Origin of the sequence: Sporosarcina ureae (genome assembly GCF_002109325.1) — a bacterium.
Lineage (GTDB): Bacteria > Bacillota > Bacilli > Bacillales_A > Planococcaceae > Sporosarcina > Sporosarcina ureae_C.
This window is the reverse complement of the sequence record NZ_CP015348.1, coordinates 1,350,704-1,367,940: the sequence shown is the minus strand read 5'-3', so window position 1 is coordinate 1,367,940 and position 17,237 is coordinate 1,350,704. Positions and strand designations below refer to the sequence as shown.

Annotated in this window: 16 protein-coding genes; 7 read left to right on the top strand and 9 right to left on the bottom strand. The window is 39.0% G+C overall.

Annotated elements, in window-relative coordinates; translation table 11 throughout:
- Positions 1–6: 6 nt before the first annotated feature.
- The 3 genes from SporoP32a_RS06865 to SporoP32a_RS06855 all read right to left on the bottom strand — a co-directional run bounded on the left by SporoP32a_RS06865 (position 7) and on the right by SporoP32a_RS06855 (position 2,436).
- Entirely contained in the window at positions 7–1,353 is a 1,347-nt protein-coding gene (locus SporoP32a_RS06865) for an MATE family efflux transporter (RefSeq protein ID WP_085427226.1), read from the bottom strand.
- Positions 1,350–1,814, bottom strand: a complete 465-nt coding sequence (locus SporoP32a_RS06860) for a GNAT family N-acetyltransferase (protein ID WP_085427225.1) — start codon at positions 1,812–1,814, stop codon at positions 1,350–1,352. The genes SporoP32a_RS06865 and SporoP32a_RS06860 overlap by 4 nt, the downstream gene beginning before the upstream one ends.
- A 61-nt stretch (positions 1,815–1,875) precedes the next feature.
- On the bottom strand, positions 1,876–2,436 hold the full coding sequence (locus tag SporoP32a_RS06855; RefSeq protein WP_085427224.1) for a TetR/AcrR family transcriptional regulator: 561 nt from the start codon (positions 2,434–2,436) through the stop codon (positions 1,876–1,878).
- A 199-nt stretch (positions 2,437–2,635) separates the two neighbouring features.
- On the opposite strand from SporoP32a_RS06855, the gene SporoP32a_RS06850 reads away from it, so the two are divergent.
- On the top strand, positions 2,636–4,072 hold the full coding sequence (locus SporoP32a_RS06850; RefSeq protein ID WP_085427223.1) for an NAD(P)H-binding protein: 1,437 nt from the start codon (positions 2,636–2,638) through the stop codon (positions 4,070–4,072).
- A gap of 97 nt (positions 4,073–4,169) precedes the next feature.
- Here the strand turns inward: SporoP32a_RS06850 and SporoP32a_RS06845 are convergent, their stop codons facing one another.
- The 3 genes from SporoP32a_RS06845 to SporoP32a_RS06835 form a co-directional block, all read right to left on the bottom strand.
- Positions 4,170–5,915 (bottom strand): GMC family oxidoreductase, encoded by a 1,746-nt coding sequence (locus tag SporoP32a_RS06845; RefSeq protein ID WP_085427222.1) that lies wholly within the window; start codon positions 5,913–5,915, stop codon positions 4,170–4,172.
- A 17-nt stretch (positions 5,916–5,932) separates the two neighbouring features.
- The gene (locus SporoP32a_RS06840) at positions 5,933–6,766 is read right to left on the bottom strand and encodes a gluconate 2-dehydrogenase subunit 3 family protein (protein WP_099625512.1); all 834 of its coding nucleotides are present in this window, start codon (positions 6,764–6,766) and stop codon (positions 5,933–5,935) included.
- Between the two features lie 219 nt (positions 6,767–6,985).
- Positions 6,986–7,210, bottom strand: a complete 225-nt coding sequence (locus tag SporoP32a_RS06835) for a hypothetical protein (RefSeq protein ID WP_085427220.1) — start codon at positions 7,208–7,210, stop codon at positions 6,986–6,988.
- Positions 7,211–7,505: 295 nt separating this feature from the next.
- Between SporoP32a_RS06835 and SporoP32a_RS06830 the strand changes: the two genes are divergently transcribed.
- Positions 7,506–8,018 carry a flavin reductase family protein gene (locus tag SporoP32a_RS06830; protein WP_085427219.1) on the top strand — a complete coding sequence of 171 codons (513 nt, stop codon included), beginning with the start codon at positions 7,506–7,508 and terminating at the stop codon, positions 8,016–8,018.
- A 73-nt stretch (positions 8,019–8,091) separates the two neighbouring features.
- On the opposite strand, the gene SporoP32a_RS06825 is transcribed toward SporoP32a_RS06830, so the two are convergent.
- Complete coding sequence (locus tag SporoP32a_RS06825; protein WP_085427218.1) at positions 8,092–8,976, bottom strand: hypothetical protein; 885 nt, start codon at positions 8,974–8,976, stop codon at positions 8,092–8,094.
- A 216-nt stretch (positions 8,977–9,192) separates the two neighbouring features.
- Here SporoP32a_RS06825 and SporoP32a_RS06820 point away from each other — a divergent pair, with 216 nt between their 5' ends.
- The 4 genes from SporoP32a_RS06820 (at position 9,193) to SporoP32a_RS06805 (ending at position 13,785) form a co-directional block, all read left to right on the top strand.
- Positions 9,193–10,278, top strand: coding sequence for a hypothetical protein (locus tag SporoP32a_RS06820; RefSeq protein ID WP_085427217.1), 1,086 nt, complete (start codon positions 9,193–9,195; stop codon positions 10,276–10,278).
- A gap of 202 nt (positions 10,279–10,480) precedes the next feature.
- Positions 10,481–11,326 carry a response regulator gene (locus tag SporoP32a_RS06815; protein WP_085427216.1) on the top strand — a complete coding sequence of 282 codons (846 nt, stop codon included), beginning with the start codon at positions 10,481–10,483 and terminating at the stop codon, positions 11,324–11,326.
- Positions 11,319–12,356 (top strand): HEAT repeat domain-containing protein, encoded by a 1,038-nt coding sequence (locus SporoP32a_RS06810; RefSeq protein ID WP_085427215.1) that lies wholly within the window; start codon positions 11,319–11,321, stop codon positions 12,354–12,356. Before SporoP32a_RS06815 ends, SporoP32a_RS06810 begins: the two co-directional genes overlap by 8 nt.
- A gap of 4 nt (positions 12,357–12,360) precedes the next feature.
- Entirely contained in the window at positions 12,361–13,785 is a 1,425-nt protein-coding gene (locus tag SporoP32a_RS06805; RefSeq protein ID WP_085427214.1) for a glycosyltransferase family 2 protein, read from the top strand.
- A 69-nt stretch (positions 13,786–13,854) separates the two neighbouring features.
- Here the strand turns inward: SporoP32a_RS06805 and SporoP32a_RS06800 are convergent, their stop codons facing one another.
- On the bottom strand, positions 13,855–15,261 hold the full coding sequence (locus tag SporoP32a_RS06800; protein WP_085427213.1) for a purine-cytosine permease family protein: 1,407 nt from the start codon (positions 15,259–15,261) through the stop codon (positions 13,855–13,857).
- Between the two features lie 315 nt (positions 15,262–15,576).
- The gene (locus SporoP32a_RS06795) at positions 15,577–16,476 is read right to left on the bottom strand and encodes a catalase (protein WP_085427212.1); all 900 of its coding nucleotides are present in this window, start codon (positions 16,474–16,476) and stop codon (positions 15,577–15,579) included.
- A gap of 114 nt (positions 16,477–16,590) precedes the next feature.
- Between SporoP32a_RS06795 and SporoP32a_RS06790 the strand changes: the two genes are divergently transcribed.
- Positions 16,591–17,148, top strand: coding sequence for a YusW family protein (locus SporoP32a_RS06790; protein WP_085427211.1), 558 nt, complete (start codon positions 16,591–16,593; stop codon positions 17,146–17,148).
- The last annotated feature ends 89 nt before the right edge of the window (positions 17,149–17,237 follow it).

Below are 17,237 nucleotides of genomic sequence, written 5' to 3'. Positions count from 1 at the left end.
ATCACGTTACCCACTCAGCGAATGACGAGTCGCGTTTCGTTGATATAAATATACTCCAACAAATACGATAAACTCAGACGCAGGGATAGATAGCCAAATCCCATTTAGCCCAAAGAAGCGTGGTAAAATCATCAAGAAAATCAACATAATAATAATTTCGCGAGAAGCGGTGATCCAAGTCGCCATCCGAACATTACCGACTGACTGATAATACGTCATCATCACGAAGTTCGTACCTGTGAATAAATAGGCAATGAAGAATAAATTAATTCCGGTAGTGGCCAAATCTCTGACGGCTTGTGGGAAGTCTCCGAAAATCGATACAATAGGGTCTGCTGCGAACTGTCCCACGAGGAAAAATACAGCACCTGCAATGACGACAGTGAGGGTGGCCTTTTTAACGGTTTCCTTCATTCTTTCTCGGTTGCCAGAACCTCTATAATAACTAATCAGTGGTTGTATTGCACCACCCATTCCTAGGAATAGCATCAGCATGACGCTGTGCACATAATTCAAAATAGAGAACGCTGCAACACCTTCCGTACCAGCCATTCGTTCGAACGCAATATTATGTGTGATGGTAAAGAAGGATATACCCAATTCGGATAAGAAACTTGGGAATCCAATGAATAGAATCGCTAGAAATAGTTTTTTATTGAATTTCAAGCGAATCAGTTTCAAGTTATTGGTCTGCCTAAAGAAGTGTGTTACTAGTACGAGCATACCCAAAAACGAAGCAATAATTGTCGCTGATGCAGCACCAGCGACTCCGTAGTCTAAAATGAATAAGAACACGTAGTTCAAAATAATATTGACGACAGACGTCACAATCAAACCAGCCATTGAGAGGTTCGGTGCTCCATCATTTCGCACGAAAATACTAAAAGTGTTTTCTACAGTGAAGATAAAACCAAATAATAAAATAACAAATAAGTATTGCGATACATAAGGGAATGTGGTCGCATTGGCCCCAAGCGCGTATGCTAGTGGATCCCTAAAGATAAAGGCAGTCAAACCTAATACAATAGTAAATAAGAATATGGAAATAATAGCGTGCGTAAAGATCGACCGGGCTTTTTGCGTATCCTTAGCGCCCATAGCCATCGAATATTTTGTAGCAGCACCGATACCAATCCATAAAGAAATAGCAAAAAAGATAGTATAAACGGGAGCCGAAATTCCGACTCCCGCTAATGCTTCTGCACCCAATCGATTACCGACCATGATGCCGTCTGCCACAATATTGATTGCCATTAGTAACATACCGACAGTTGAAGGTATCAAGTAACGTAAAAAGATACGTCCTACTGGCTCAGTATCTAATTGATTGAATTTGGGTGAAGAAGAATTCATTGCAAAGGACTCCTTTGAAGATCAAGTTCCATGATGAGGCAAGGGAATTCACCTACATCATCAATTTTTCCATTTAACTTAAAACCGAACTTTTCGTATAAACGCTGTGCGGCTTTATTACTTGGATAAATACTTAAGTAGATCTTATTGCATTGATACTTTTCTTCCATTCTGGTTAGTAGAAGTTTAAGAAATCTGCTAGCATAGCCTTTCCCTTGATGATGCTGATCTATCATAAAGCGATCCAGCCATACATTGCCATCTGCTTCACGTCCATGCATTGCATAGCCGACTAGTTCCTCTCCATCGTATAACCCAATAGACTTCCATTCAGGTTCAAATTGAGATTGTGCTAGTGAAAATGAATTGCTTTCAATAAAGTTCTTTTGGTTTTCGTGTACAGATAAATAGGCAACATCCTGCCAATTTTCATTCGTTACCTCACATGCGTGGAGGCTCATAATTCCATCTCGCTTTCATATTTTGTAAAACAGAAAAACTTTTAGTGTTTTATTAGTTTTTTTAGTCGTCACTTTTCTTAATAAATCCGAACAACAGGATATCCACAATAGAATCCAGTGCTTCGGTTACGGTCATGCGATTTTCGTAGAAAAATTTTCGATCAAGAGTGGAGTTCGTTGCATCTATAATCAATTTCATTAGTAACTCTATATTTTGATCGGCAATAATACCTTCATGAATACCTTGTTCAATCAATTCGCGTAGTTCATCCCATTCATGAAGTGCAGAGTGGACGCGTTCCCATTGTACGGGATGTGTTTTTCTCATCTGATCAAGGATTTGCCAGTTATAAAAATCATTATACTTTGGAATAACTGTTATGACTTTCTTGATCTTATCTACAAGTTGTAGTTCATTGTCTTTCATGATGATATCGGTTTTTTCGTCAAACTCTCGTAACGTCGAGTCAATAATCGCATCTAAAATTTCCGTTTTTGAAGAAAAATTTTCGTATAACGTTCGTTTACTGATGCCCAGTCTTTTCGCTAGATCATCCATTGTGAACTTCATACTCTTCTCATGAATTTCTTCGAGGAAAGCTTTCATAATACGTGCTTTCATTTATCGTACCCCTATCTTTATACATATCAAACAAAACTTAAAAAACAAATATAGTTTTCCTCGTTCATATCATTATAAATACTTTTAATGAAAAAAGCAAAGACTACTGCTTAAAAGTTGTATTAATTAAATATATAGGCTTATAAAACTCTTAGAATGGGTACTTTCAATGTATACGTACAAGAGAGGGTGAGATTGTATGGGTGAGAAGAAATTGGTCGTAGCTGTAGCTGGCGCAAGTGGTTATATCGGCAATAATCTATTGAAGAAACTTAAAGGGAAAGCTAAAGTTATTGGTCTGTCACGCAATGGCGATCAGAGGCAGAATACGGAAGATGTAGAGTGGCGTTCTTGTGATCTGTTTTCTATGAAAGATGCGGAGAAGAGTTTGGCAGGTGCTGATGTTGCGGTTTATCTCGTTCATTCTATGTTGAAATCAGCAAAACTATCTCAAGGAACTTTTGAAGATATGGATGTTATATTGGCGGATAATTTTGCACAGGCCGCGAAAAAACAAGGAATTAAGCAGATCGTCTATTTGGGTGGGATTATTCCAGATGAAGATGAAAAAGATTTATCCAGGCATTTGAAAAGCCGTTTGGAAGTGGAACGTATTTTGCGATCGTATACTGTTCCTGTCACCGCATTACGTGCAGGGTTGATTGTCGGCCCAAAAGGTTCTTCATTCCCAATTTTGTCGAAGCTAGTTAGACGGCTTCCGATAATGATTTTACCTAAATGGACACGTTCCGATACACAGCCCGTCGCACTCGATGATGTGATGAAATCATTAAGTTCATTAATACTAGACTTTGAACCTGCGCAACGATCTATCGATATAGGTGGTCCTGAGGTTATGACGTATAAAGTTATGATGGAGAAAACTGCAGAAGTAGCAGGGAAATCTTCACGAATGTTGGATGTTCCATTCTTCTCGCTAAGTCTATCAAGGCTTTGGTTGCGTCTCGTGACACAAACACCGAAAGAAATTGTCTATCCATTGGTGGAAAGCTTGAAACATCCAATGGTCGTGAATCCGAAGCATTATATGGAAGGTATTAGTGACGGTGAAATTCCATTTATTCAAGCGGCAAGAGAAGCGCTTGAAGCAGAAACGAAAGAAAAAGAAACACCGAAAAAGAAATCACCAATGGGGCCGCTTAAACAGGATGTACGATCTGTACAACGAATCGCGTTGCCTCATAGCTGGACAGCTGATGAGACTGCACGTTATTACGTCAAGTGGCTTTCTACTTTCCTTAATCCTTGGGTCAAGACGGAAGTAGACGACCAATTAAACTGTCGCATCGGTTTTCTAGGCGATCGAACACTATTAGAACTTAGTTATTCTGCTGATCGTAGTACAAAAGATCGCTCGCTTTACTATATAACGGGTGGATTATTAATGGATCCTGATTCCAATGAACGTGGCAGAATGGAGTTTCGAAAGATTCCGGGATCGAATGAAGTAATCATTGCCATTCATGATTATCTCCCTTCCATTCCGTGGTTTGTTTATTACGTTACACAAGCCAATATGCACGCATTTGTCATGTTTTGTTTCCGTCAACATATGTACAAGTTGGGTGCAATTGAACGTGATCGATTAGGAATTGTGGCTTCTAATGTACGATAAAGAAAAATCCAGATTCGCAGTGTTGCCCTGCGAATCTGGATTTTTGAGTATTTGAATTCAATAAGTACATAAATAGACGATAGAACCAGATGTTTTGTTAGGCGTTTAAAGTCTCTTGCTTGGCTTCTGCAAGCTGACCACCTTCTTTTAAATACTTCTCTACACCTTCTGCTGCCCGATATGCCAATGCGCCAATGGTTGAAGTCGGATGATGTCCACCAAATTGAGGAAATGCGGAACCACCCACTACGAATAAGTTGTCCATCTCCCACATTTGAAGGTAGTTATTCACTGCAGATGTTTCAGGATCCGCCCCCATAATAATTCCGCCTGCGTAGTGTCCACCTGAATAGATATGATCGAACTCTTCAGGCACTTCATCCTCGTCAATGATATCGGCACCCATTTCTTTCATGATTTCACTACATTTCTCAATTCCAAATTTCGCCATATTTCGATCGTGGTCTGTGTAACGATTCGTTATACGTAATAGGGGATCTCCGTATTCATCTTTGTATGTTGGATCCAAATCTACGTAGTTATGCCACCATGACATAACAGCAGGTGTATACCATGCGACTAGTGAACGATTAGCATAATGGATTGAGTTTTTCTTGAACTCAGGTCCCCACTTTGGTGTGCCGCTTGGGACGTGGTTTGTAGAAATAGCCCCATCACCGTATTGACGCATTTCGATACCGCCACCGTTGATGAAGTCTACATTAGAGTGATCAAAATTATCACCAGCAAAGTCACTCAACGTACCACCCAGAGCACCTGCCCCCATGTAGAGATTAAACTTTTTATTTTCAAAGAAGCCTCGAGCTCCAAGGAATGTGATGTTGAATTGTCCGTTAAAGTTGCGACCAATGGTTCCTTTACGTGTGGCTGGATCATACTGTGTTCCGATTTCTGAAAGCATCAATAAACGATTATTAGTGAATGAAAATGCACCTAATACAACAACGTCTGCTGGCTGCTCATATTCAATTCCTGTACGTGTATCAGTAAACATAACACCGGTTGCCTTACCGTCTTTATGCAGAACTCGACGTACTAAAGAATTGGTGCGGATTTCGCAGTTTCCGGTTTTGCGTGCAGTCGGAATAACTGTAGCCAATGGGTCCGATTTAGCCGTAAAATCACAACCGTACATCGTACAATAAGAGCAGAACATACATGCATTTAATTTTTCACCATCTGGATTAGTATACGCTTGTGATAAGTTACCGGCAGCGACTTGGAAAGGGTGATAACCCATCCTCTCAGTCGTTTCTTTGAATAATTTTACAGCCGGTGATGCTAACATAGGCGGGTTAGGGTAATCACTTGAACGCTTGTCACCAAGTGGATCGGGCTCGCCTGAAATTCCAGCGGTTTTCTCCCACTTATCGTAATAAGGTTCCATTTCGTCATATGTAATACCCCAGTCTTGAATCGTCATGCCTTCAGGAATTTTCTCTTTCCCATACCTTTCAATAGTTTTGGAACGCAATTCAAAATCGATAGCTCTCCAGCGATATGTAGCACCTGCCCAGTGAACACTACCCCCACCTAGATCGGTACCAGCCATCATTTCTGCTCTTGTTCGGACAGGGAGAGCGGTATCTTCAATTTTCACGCGTGAAGTAATCGTTTCAGGAGATAAGTTTTGCATCATTTCATAACGATCTGTATAACGCAATTCGTCTTTAACTCCTATATAGTCTTGTCGATCTTGTTTTTTACCTCGTTCAAGTGTTACTACCTGGTATCCGGCCTTGGCCAGCTCTGCAGAAACTACTCCACCTGCCCAGCCGCTTCCTACTACGACTACATCTACCTTTTTTAATTTCTTTGCCATATGAGTTCCTCCTGTTTTTAATGACCTTGATAATTTCGTAAGCTTTCAGGTTTCATTACGATGAAGTCTTCTTTTTCTATATCCGCGGTATAGCTCATACGTGGACCGGGGAATTCTTTCATCCTCCAGCCTTCCATATTGCGATTTCCACCATAGACGGGGTCAGCATAAGCTCCTTCAATAGTTGTTTGTAATAATAGATTAAAGAATGTTGTCGAAGCGACACCGTTCATCTTCGCTTTACCATCGTCAAACATCTGCAAAATCTCATCTTGCTGTTTCGGCTCTAGCTTATGGAAGTTCGTTTTGAATTTCTCCTGTGCGGTTTGTTCCAATGCTTGTACACCTTCCATGAAAATATCTCCCCTTGTCATAGGTGTCTGATATCTAAAGGCTGGTGTAGGTACTTGCGTTTCGGCATTTGGACCTTGGTCTTGGGTCGAATCTGCTTGGCTTTCATATGCGTCTACCACACCTGTCTGCAAAAACGGCCCTTTCATATATTCTTTTGCATTCATTCCCCATTCGCCAGCAAGCTGTCGGTCGATAAAGTAGGGGACACCTAGTTCAATAGCGCCTGGTCCTAAATCGTCGGTAGGAAATAACCTTTCAGTAGCAGCAGAAAGGATAAGAAAATCTTCGCTATTACTAAAGAATGTACGTGCTTCTAATAAGTGGCTGACTTCTTTTTCTGAGTTAATAGGTGCATTTGGTTTTTGTAGCTGGTTAGTCAATAGACCACCGAATAATGATCCGCCAACTAGACCTCCCGCCACTAAGCCGGTATTTTTAATGAAATTTCTACGACTAATTCCTTTTTGTGTATCCTCATGCGGTCTATGTTCTGTCACTTTATTCTCCTCCTTGTATAAGACTTTCATATTTTACCAATAGCACTCCTACATATCATGTTGTGATGAATGTCTAGAGATTATACATAATGTAACTTTTTGTAAATAAAACTTTTGAACAAACGAAATATTCAGTTAAATATAAGTAGGAAGAAAAAACCTCTGAAATACTTTAATTGATTTCAGGGGTTTTGAGCTTCTATTATTTACTGTTTTTTATTAGTCTTTGTTTTCATCGTCTGGTTCCATATCTACTTCAGGCTCCTCCATATCTGCATCATCATTTGGTGTAACATCAGCTGGCTGATCTACTTCAACGTCAACATCATCATTTTCATCAATAACCGGGTCATCGTCACCGCATGCACTGAGGACGCCGACAGAGAGAATTGCCGCTGCTCCCACTTTGAATAAGTTGTTTTTCTTGAGATTAGTTAAATTCATTATACGTATCCTCCTAGAAATGTTTGATAGACTTGCTACGTTTATAATAGCCGGATTTAGTGTTTATAAACATGTAAGATATAAAATAAAGCTTTAGTACCTTTAATGTGACTGGCTAAAGTAGCATGATACAAAATGAATACGTTGCATAAACTGAAAGAAAAACATATAACAAGTTGAGAAAAATGAAGAAAGATAGTGGAAGTGCTATGATATATATATACTTGCCTATTTCCAGAGAAATGGACTATATAAATTACTCGAAATGGCTCATCAATAAAGGAGAGAATGTTTTATGAAAAAAGAAGAACAACAGAATTTATTCAAAGAAATTATGGGGAATTACCCCACTGGTGTAACAGTGGTTACTGCAGTAACTGAAGACGGTACACCAGTCGGACTGACAGTAAACTCGTTTGCTTCTGTATCCTTGGATCCTATGCTTCTCTTATGGTCGATCGATCACAGAGTTTCTTCGATCAAAGCATTCACTGAAGGCGGTAAATTTGCTGTACACGTACTTGCAGGAGATCAAAAGGAACTTTGTAGTACATTTGCAAGCCGTGTAGAGGATCGTTTCTCTACATGTGAATGGGAAATGTCGGATAATGGTTTACCGATTATTGAAGACGCATTCGGTGTGTTTGAATGTAAGACTTTCCAGACGATTGAAGCGGGAGACCACACCATTATTATTGGTGAAGTAGTTGATCTAAAAGTTGAGAAAAACAAAGATCCTATGTTATATCATCGTAGAGTGTTTGGATCTGTACCACCAGTTTTCTATGAACAAGATAACAAAGCTTGAATTTAATGTGTATATGCCGTTATATATAAAGCCGTCTCCCAAACGAGACGGCTTTTCTTCGTATGGTCCACTATTATTTTCGTTTCATCCAGCTTTCTAATGAATGGACGGCAATTCCATGGAATTCTTCAGAATGATTAAATGATCGCTCTACTTCCTTTAACTGATTCTCCATATACGTATTACTCTTACCAAAGAACGACAGGTAATCACCTTCAGACGATTTACTAGTTTCTATTGCTACGCGTGCATGCTTACCAGCAGCGTTAGCATAATCCATTTCGCTTTGCGCTAAACTGATTATTCCGTTACGGCCATTAGCCTTGTTACGGTAGGCCATGACATTTATGCTGTCGGATTGGTCGATTAGCCATTCAGATAGAATGCCATCACCCATGTTAGTCGTATAGAAGGTTTGATCAAACCAAAATGGTATATCGATTCCAAAGTGCAGTCCAAGAAGAGCAGATTCTCCCGCAGCAAATCGAATATTTTGCTGATAGCTCTCAATAGTGTTTTGTAAACTAGAATTCCACGTTGGCAGTATGTATGGCTCTATGTCCAAATGAATACCAGCGAATTGTTCAGTCTTATCCGAAATGGATTGATACTTTTCAACCCAACGGAAGAAACTTTGTACAGAATCTTGGTCAGTTGCCCAATGGGGTGCACCGTCAAGAGCGTGTACTTCAATATTATGTTCACTAGCTTTTTGAATAAAGTGTTGATATGCATCATCTGGTATATCTGCGTTGACTTGTAAATATAGAGTAGATACGTTCTTTTGATCTAAAAAGCCAATGAGTAAATCAGACTTATCCACTATTTGGGATGTGTGCCACAACCAAGTGGCTTTTGGTTGATCGACGCGCATAGTTAGTATGGGTTTTAACCATATGAAGTTAGATAGAACCAATAAAATCGCTGCCAACCAAATTAGTCGTACTTTTTTCGACATAGTAGTCACCTTTCTTTAGAAACATAAGATAAAGTAGAACGGTGTAATCTAATAGTCCTACATATTCATTATACAATAATTTTTGCAAAGGAATATAGTATATTAAGACTAAATATATGTAAATGTTAATTGTATGCGATCATAATAGATGATATAATAATACTAGAATTGCGGTTGTAAGACAACAGTCGACAAGAGTAAAGGAGAGACTAGATAGTGAAAAAAATAGTAATAGCACTAGTATTGATCTTACTCGTCTTGTCGCCACGAATTTATTGGACACTCAAAGAAGAAAAGATCATGGATATAGCAGTAATTGATAAGTCCGTTGCCAAAAAGGATTATCGCGAGCATAACGGTTTATTCCATATATTAAAAGGAAAGAAAATTGTACGTCCTGATGGAGAGTTCTATGATCTTGAACTCGATTATTATGGATTTGATCCATATGATCAAATAGCTATGGAACCGTTCCGGACCCGACCACTTGATATGATTTATGTAGCAGATACTTATGGTGTATTCAGTGACGATCTTAAGGACAAGCCCGATGGTTCACGGTCTGAACTTTTATATGGTGGAATGGAACTGCTAGAGTGGCGAGAATTAATGGCAAGTAAGGATGAAAGCACAACGTTGATTGCCGAATTTAATAGTTTTGCATCACCTACCAGTAAAGAAATGAGTGCGATCATGCAAAATGACCTAGGAATTACCTGGTCAGGTTGGATTGGACGCTATTTCACTGACTTGGGCAATGAAGAAGTCCCCCATTGGCTTATTGATGGGTATAAGGAGCAGATGAATAGTGAGTGGTTCTTTTCGGGTGCAGGCCTTACATTTGTCCATACATCGGGTGAAGTGATTGTCTTGGATGGACAGGAAAATAAAAGTGCTGCCCATTTTGAGTTGACAAAAGACGGAAAAGAAAAATTTCCAAGAGTGTATTCATCTGATTATCTTTATTGGTTTGATGTAGTCGAGCCGTTTAAAAATACGAATGTATTGGCAACTTATGAATTTGATTTAACCGAAAAGGGACGCAGTGTTTTACTTGAGGCTGGCATACCTGAAACATTCCCTGCAGTATTACACCAGGAACAGAATAATACATATTATTTTGCAGGAGACTATGCAGATTTTGATAAAAAGCCAATTGTGAAATGGCAGGGGATACATAATGTGTATAAATACTTTGCCAAAGATGTCTCGGCTTTCTACTGGTTAACATATTTCCCAATGATGGAAGAAATTTTGGATGAAACCTATGATAGGAAAAATAGTGAAAATGAAAGCAATTGAAACTATAAATCATTCCTTAAAACGCCGTTTTAATGGGTTGTGAAGTACATTATAATGGAAGTTTTGTTGTCCGTAAGATGCAAAAGAATTCCGTTATTGGATCATAACAGTAGGGGCAATAACATTATAAGATCGGCTGACACTCATGGGCTTACCCGAAGAAATTCTAACAGTAAATTAGCTGAAGAAAGGTGTAATCGGTATGAAAACCAAAAATAGTGAACTAAATATGTTGGATGCTTCACTCTTTCCGCAACTCTTTTATTGGCAAATGGCGAATACGAAACGTTTTCGGCAAGTATTCACTATAGTCTTTGTAAAAAGTCCTGAAAGTCCTGAAATTAAGAAGATCCTCCTCGAGCAAATACGTAACTCTGATTTATTGTTCAATTTCCCGACAGGTAAACCGGATATTATTTTAATGGCTAATACAGGTGAAGAAGAGGCAGATGTCTTTATTGATAGATTACGCCATACAGAATCAACTCGTTCGTATCGGGTAGGTGTTTCAGTAATCGAAATTCGTAATGGAGATGCCACGCTTGAAGAAGTATTACAGATAGGGAATGATTCGGTTAACAGTGCTTTACAACTACCTGGGAATACACCTTTTATAAAAGACCGCACACTTAAAAAATTGGAGAGACAATGTGTGCGAGTGAGTATTATTGATGAAGATCCCGTTGTCACGATGGTTATACAAAAACTAGTGGAGCGCGTAAAGATAAAACAACTTGATCTGGAAATTCGCGTGTTTCATGACGGCCAATTCTTTATTGAATCTGACTGGTATCAATCGTCTCACACTCATTTAGTTATTGTGAATGACATTCTTCCAAGAAAAAATGGTTTAGAAGTGTTATACACACTACGTGAATTACCGAATTCTCAGAAATACCATGTATTTATGATGACGAAGCGAAAAAGTGAAGCGGAAATGATTTTTGCTTATGAAAATGGTGTAGATGATTATATAACGAAACCCTTTAATCCACATTTATTTGAAGCGCAAATTACGAAAGTGTTGAATCGTATTTATTATGGATAAGTTATTAGTTTCATTGTTACTAGTCATCGTGGCCTTGTTAATCATACTTTTCGGTATGTTCTTTTTACTCGTTTTTTATAGAATGCAAGAAATGAAAAACAAGAAAGGAATTAGAGAGTATATCGAAGCTCGAAAAGATGACTGGTATGAATATTTACTAGGAGATGGCATGCCGATTGAAGTCCTTATGCCCAACGGACCACTAGAACTCGAAGCGATTGATGAATTGTTTTTTCGTTTTAGCTACCATTTTTCTTCCGATGAAATCAACAAAAAAGTTAATACTTTTGCAGCGTTATACATGAGTGACTACTATAGTAAGAATCTCCATAGTCGGAGCAGTGGTGTACGTATTAATGCACTCAATAAGATCAGTTTATTCAATTTAACATTTATGCTGGATCCTGTTTCCAAGGTATTGGCCAAAAGAAAGATTTATCCAAAAGCAGAATATCTATTGATTTACGAGATAATAATAAAGTTTTCTCGTACTGATTTTATTGCACATTTTATCCACCCTAAAGTTCCACTAGGCGAGTTTGATTATAAAAGGCTATTGTTAGAATTGGATGAGACACAAATTAGTTTACTAGCTGAAGACTTTAACGAATTACCTGACGTATTGCAATTGACATTGATTGAAATTATAGGTGTTCGTCACTATCTCGATTGGCTTCCGCTGTTACATGAATGCCTGGATAGCCCGGCACAAGAATTGCGGATCCGCGCGTTAAAGAGTATAGCTAAATTGGAAGTCGCAGATGCGCTCAAATTATATGAAGTTTTTTCACATTCAGATGTTTGGGAAGAACGGTTGATGACTGCCAAGATTTTTCGTTCTGCTCCTACAGAAGAAGCATTGCCTGTTCTTAAACACTTGATAAAGGATTCTACTTATCCAGTTCGCGCGCAAGCTGCAAAATCGATAAAATCATTAAAAAATGGTCAACAAGCACTTTATTCTGTCATTACCACTTCATCTGATGAGTTCGCGGTGGATGTAGCTGAAGAGATGCTCGGAAAGGAGTAATGAGATGAACTTACCTGAAATTACTTCCTCGGTTTTTGCGTTTGTTGGCTATATATTGCTCGTATATATGTTGGCTGTTATTTTCTCATATACGTCGATGTTAATCATCGCATTTACTCAGTTAGGAAAAGAACGAAAGTTACAGAAGAATTTATCGGATGAAGGTGCAGTAGATTTTATATACACACAGCCTGTAACCGTAATCGTCCCTGCTTATAATGAGCAGGAGGGGGTGCTTGGCAACATCTATTCTTTGTTGGCACTGCAGTATCCTGAATTTGAGATACTTGTAGTTAATGATGGTTCTACCGATAATACCGAAGATATCGTGATTGAGCATTTCAATATGAGACCCATTCGAAAAGTAGTGAATCAGCAAATTGAAACACAGCCTATCGAAACAATTTATCAATCTGATATGCACCCCAATTTACTTTTGATTACGAAAGTGAATGGCGGAAAAGCGGATGCTTTAAATGTAGGCATCAATGTGTCAAAGTATCCATATTTCTGTTCGATTGATGGGGATTCAATATTGGATCGCACATCACTCTTGCGTGTAATGAAGCCTATCATGGAGTCTAATAAAGAAGTTATTGCGACAGGCGGCAACGTCCGGATTGCCAATGGATATGAAATCCAAATGGGGCAAGTTGTCAAAGAAGGCCTGCCAAGCTCAACTATTGTAATGATGCAAATTGTAGAGTATATGCGTGCGTTTCTAATGGGACGTATGGCGCTTAGTAAATATAATCTAGTATTAATCATATCGGGTGCATTCAGTGTTTTTTCGAAAAAATGGGTGTTACAAGTAGGTGGTTACGCCAAGAATACAGTCGGCGAGGACATGGAACTTGTGGTTAAGCTCCATGAGGAAATATCGGATCGTAAAGAAGATAAAGAAATCGTCTTTACACCGGATCCTGTTTGTTGGACGGAAGCTCCTGATAACTTCAAGGATCTACGCACACAGCGCCGACGTTGGCATCAAGGACTGGCTGAAAGTCTTTGGTTGCATAAAAAGATGGCATTCAATCCGAAGTATGGTTCAGTAGGTATGATATCGATTCCGTATTTCTTATTCATTGAATTACTTGGACCATTAATTGAATTGGCTGGCTATGCGTACATTGTGCTTTCTTTATTCATGGGAGAGGTGTATATGATCTTCGCGGGCATTTTAGGATTATTATTTATTCTATATGGATCCCTGTTTTCAATGGCATCGGTATTATTGGAAGCATGGAGCCGTAACACCTATCCGAAAGTGCAAGATCTATTTCGTTTAGTAATGCTATCGTTAACTGAAGTATTTTGGTATCGTCCGCTAACGTTAGTTTGGCGCGCTGAAGGAATTATACGTGCACTGCGTGGTAAACGTGAGTGGGGGAGCATTCAACGTAGGGGATTATCTGAAGACAGTGAATGAAAAATGCCTGAAGGATCGACTTGACCGATCTTTCAGGCATTTTTTCTTTGTAGGGAATTACTATAGTTATTAACCTAATTTATCATCTGCTGTAATATCATTCGGTTCACGCACTAAATAGTATTTACCTTTTGTATACTTGGCAATGATTACTGTCAGTATAGCAGCCAGTATAGCAGCGACAAATGCAGCTGTAGATTGTAGGAATATACCTAGATAACCAGACGCCGCAACGGCGCCAAACGTACTTGCTATTAGTAATGAAGCGACACCGACTGGGTTCCATTTGTACAAGTACTCTTGTCGAGCGACATAATAGGTCGGACCAATTTTCAGCCACTTTTTGACGACCAATGCATCCGTCACTAGAATAGCAGCCCACGAAAATAGGAAAACACCCTGGAATGTCATGACCGTATCTAGATGATCCACGATTCCACCAAGCATCAGTAATATAGCACTTACAGCTGAGACGACTACCCAGAATCTGCGTCCCGGTGTGAAACGGAATACATTTTCGAAGAAATTTGATAGCGATAGGGAACTGCTGTAAATATTCGTTACATTAATTCGTAACTGTGTCAGCATCGTAAACAATGCTCCACCAATACCTAGCAATAGTACGATGTATACACCGGGATCCTTTTCCAAGAAACGTACGCCAAACCAAATTCCAAGTCCGCCCATTACACCGTAACAGAAAATTTGAGGAATGAAACCGATTGCAATAGAACCAAATTTTCGGTCGGATGGTTTTAAGAAACGGGCATAATCTGATGCGAGTAAAGCAGTCAATCCCATGATTCCATTATGCATTCCGATACAGAACAATAATGCTGTTCCACCAAATTCGACACCTTCAGGCATGTACGAAAACACGGAACCTGTATAAACAGCCGGTTTAATAAATGATAAAACAATAGCTGCAACAAGAAACACAAGAAAAACTGGCATAGACCATTTTTGAAGTTTGTCTAGCTGCTCAATACCGAACCAATTCAAGGGAATGACAAGTGTCCCAAAGACGACAATCAAAATCCACTTTGGAAAGTCAGGCATGAAAATGTGCACAGCCGATACAAGAATTAGTCCTTCAAATGCACAATACATAATGAAGTTTGAGGCGTAAATCAATGATGTTAGCGATGAGCCAATATAACCAAACCCGCCTCCGCGTGATAATAGATTCACGTTCATTCCGGACTTAGCCGATAAGTAGGCAATCACGGTACCGAGTAAGCCTGCTACAATTATGGCATAGATTGCGGACACAATAGCGTTTGGTGCACCGAATTGCAAAGCCATGACGCTGCCCATTTGAAAGTAAAAGATGGCAGTCGCGATTCCGAACGTGATGTTCGTAATGCTTAGCCAACTTTTAGTACGGTCTTCTAGAGGTACACGATCTAAGGAATAATCCTTTTCCGTTTCCTCTTCTTCCATAGTATTTAATGTTTTTTCTTCTTCCGTTGTCATACACATCAGCTCCTTGTAGTAAGTAGTCAACCCCTTCTGCCAGCTTAGCTAGCACGTTCTTATTCATATCGGAAATTGAGTTTGATTCGTCCATTGATTTGACACGTCAATAGTTTAACAAAAACATAATGAAAAAATCAAGGATAGCATAGCTTTGTATTGGCGATAGTGAAAGAACTTGATTTTCTAGATGATTATAGCCTATCTTTTCTTCAAGAAAAAATTTGCTAACGCTTATAATGTATTTTGTTTAGTGAAAATAGTAAAAATGAATTCAGCATTATAACCGCTCCTTTAGGTTTTTCTAGAGATTTATTAAAGTTCATTATTTACGCCACGTCGCTTGGCAGATTCCTCGTACGCAGCGGAGCGAAATAGTAATACCGGATCATCGCTACATTCTATTCCTTCTATAGTAACTGTTGGATCGAAAACAAAGGCTTCTGCGTTATCTGCACGAAGAGAGTTCAGTGTCAGAGTTCCTGCCTCAATTTTCTTTCGGTCATTCGGCCAGGCAATAGTGGGGTCACTCGTTTGATCTCCTTGTTCAGCTAATTGCATAAGTAAGCGAAAACGTACAGGATGTCCTTGTTCTACTTTATGAATGAGTTCGTTTTCCATAGAGTTGCCTTCCGTATCAAAGTCATTTTGAGGTACAGGTTGCCATTCAAATCGCACGGCTTGTCTATCAAAGTCCATATTCTTCAAAAAGTACGCATGAATAGAATAGTAATGAAGGGTTTCGAAATTACGATACGGTTTCAGTTCTTTTAAAATGGAAGCAAATGCTTTGTACTCTGTGTCATGCATCAGAGCATCTATTCGTTGTGACCATGTACTGTTTGAATCAAATGCCTGTATTAGACGAATAAAGGCTTCTGGAGTTTTACTAATGAAGATTGGTATATTAACCATAGTCAAGTTTGTAAATGTACCATCAGATAATTGAAAGCGCACTGCCATTCCTTTAATTGGATTCAAACGCTCATTCGGGTTCGGGCTCGTAGAACTGTGAGAAAAACGTACAACAGCAGGAACTTCAGATTGCTGTAGATGAGTAGCTATTGTCCAAGGCATTGCGGCTCCGGTTGGTTTGAAAGTGGCATCAAATGCAACTCCGGTCGCGTGCGCACGTCGCAAACTACTTTCCGTATGTACAGCTGACTCAATGGAATCAATTGCTTCTTTAGCGGTTAAGGGATTTTGATTATTCATTCGAAAAGACTCCTTTACTTACCAACATACCCTTCATTAAATAAAACTAACCGATTAGAAAGTAGCAAAAAGGGTAATACTAGGGTTAATACGACATCTAGGAGGAATATTTTTATGAAACGTTTAGTAATAACAGGGGTATCAGTCATGGCGCTTGCATTGGCGGGATGTGGAACGAATGCGAAAGATGATAAAGTAGAAGAAAATTCTAATGCAGCTAATCCGCCGGTAGAGCAACCATTAGAACCAGCTACTGATGATACAAATCAAAATACTGATGGAGCTGTACCAGATACTACAACAGATTCCTCGACTGACTCGGCAACAGGAGATATGCAAGCCAACATGGACAAGCTATCATTTAAAGAAATTGAATTAGATGTTTCATACGGAAAAGACAAAGAGTATGAAGCGGAAATTGAACAAGATGAAAATGAACCAATTAAAGCCAAAGTAGAAGATGAACTAAATGAAATTTATTTGAAAGGTCAGGAAGCATTTGATGATGTATATTCAAAAGTGAAAAACCTAGATGTGACAAAAGATAGCTCGCAGCAAGAAACAATTGATCGTATACTAGAAGCTTTTAACCTTCAAGCGGATTATGAAAAATTCGAAGTGGAAATCAAATTCAACGATGGTAGTAAGCTTGAGGTAGAAGATCGTAAATAATCAAGCTTTTTTAAATGCGATAGAAGTAAATAGCAAGTAATCACCGTTGTGTTATAAAATATATCAGTAAATTAAAAATCTCGGTATTT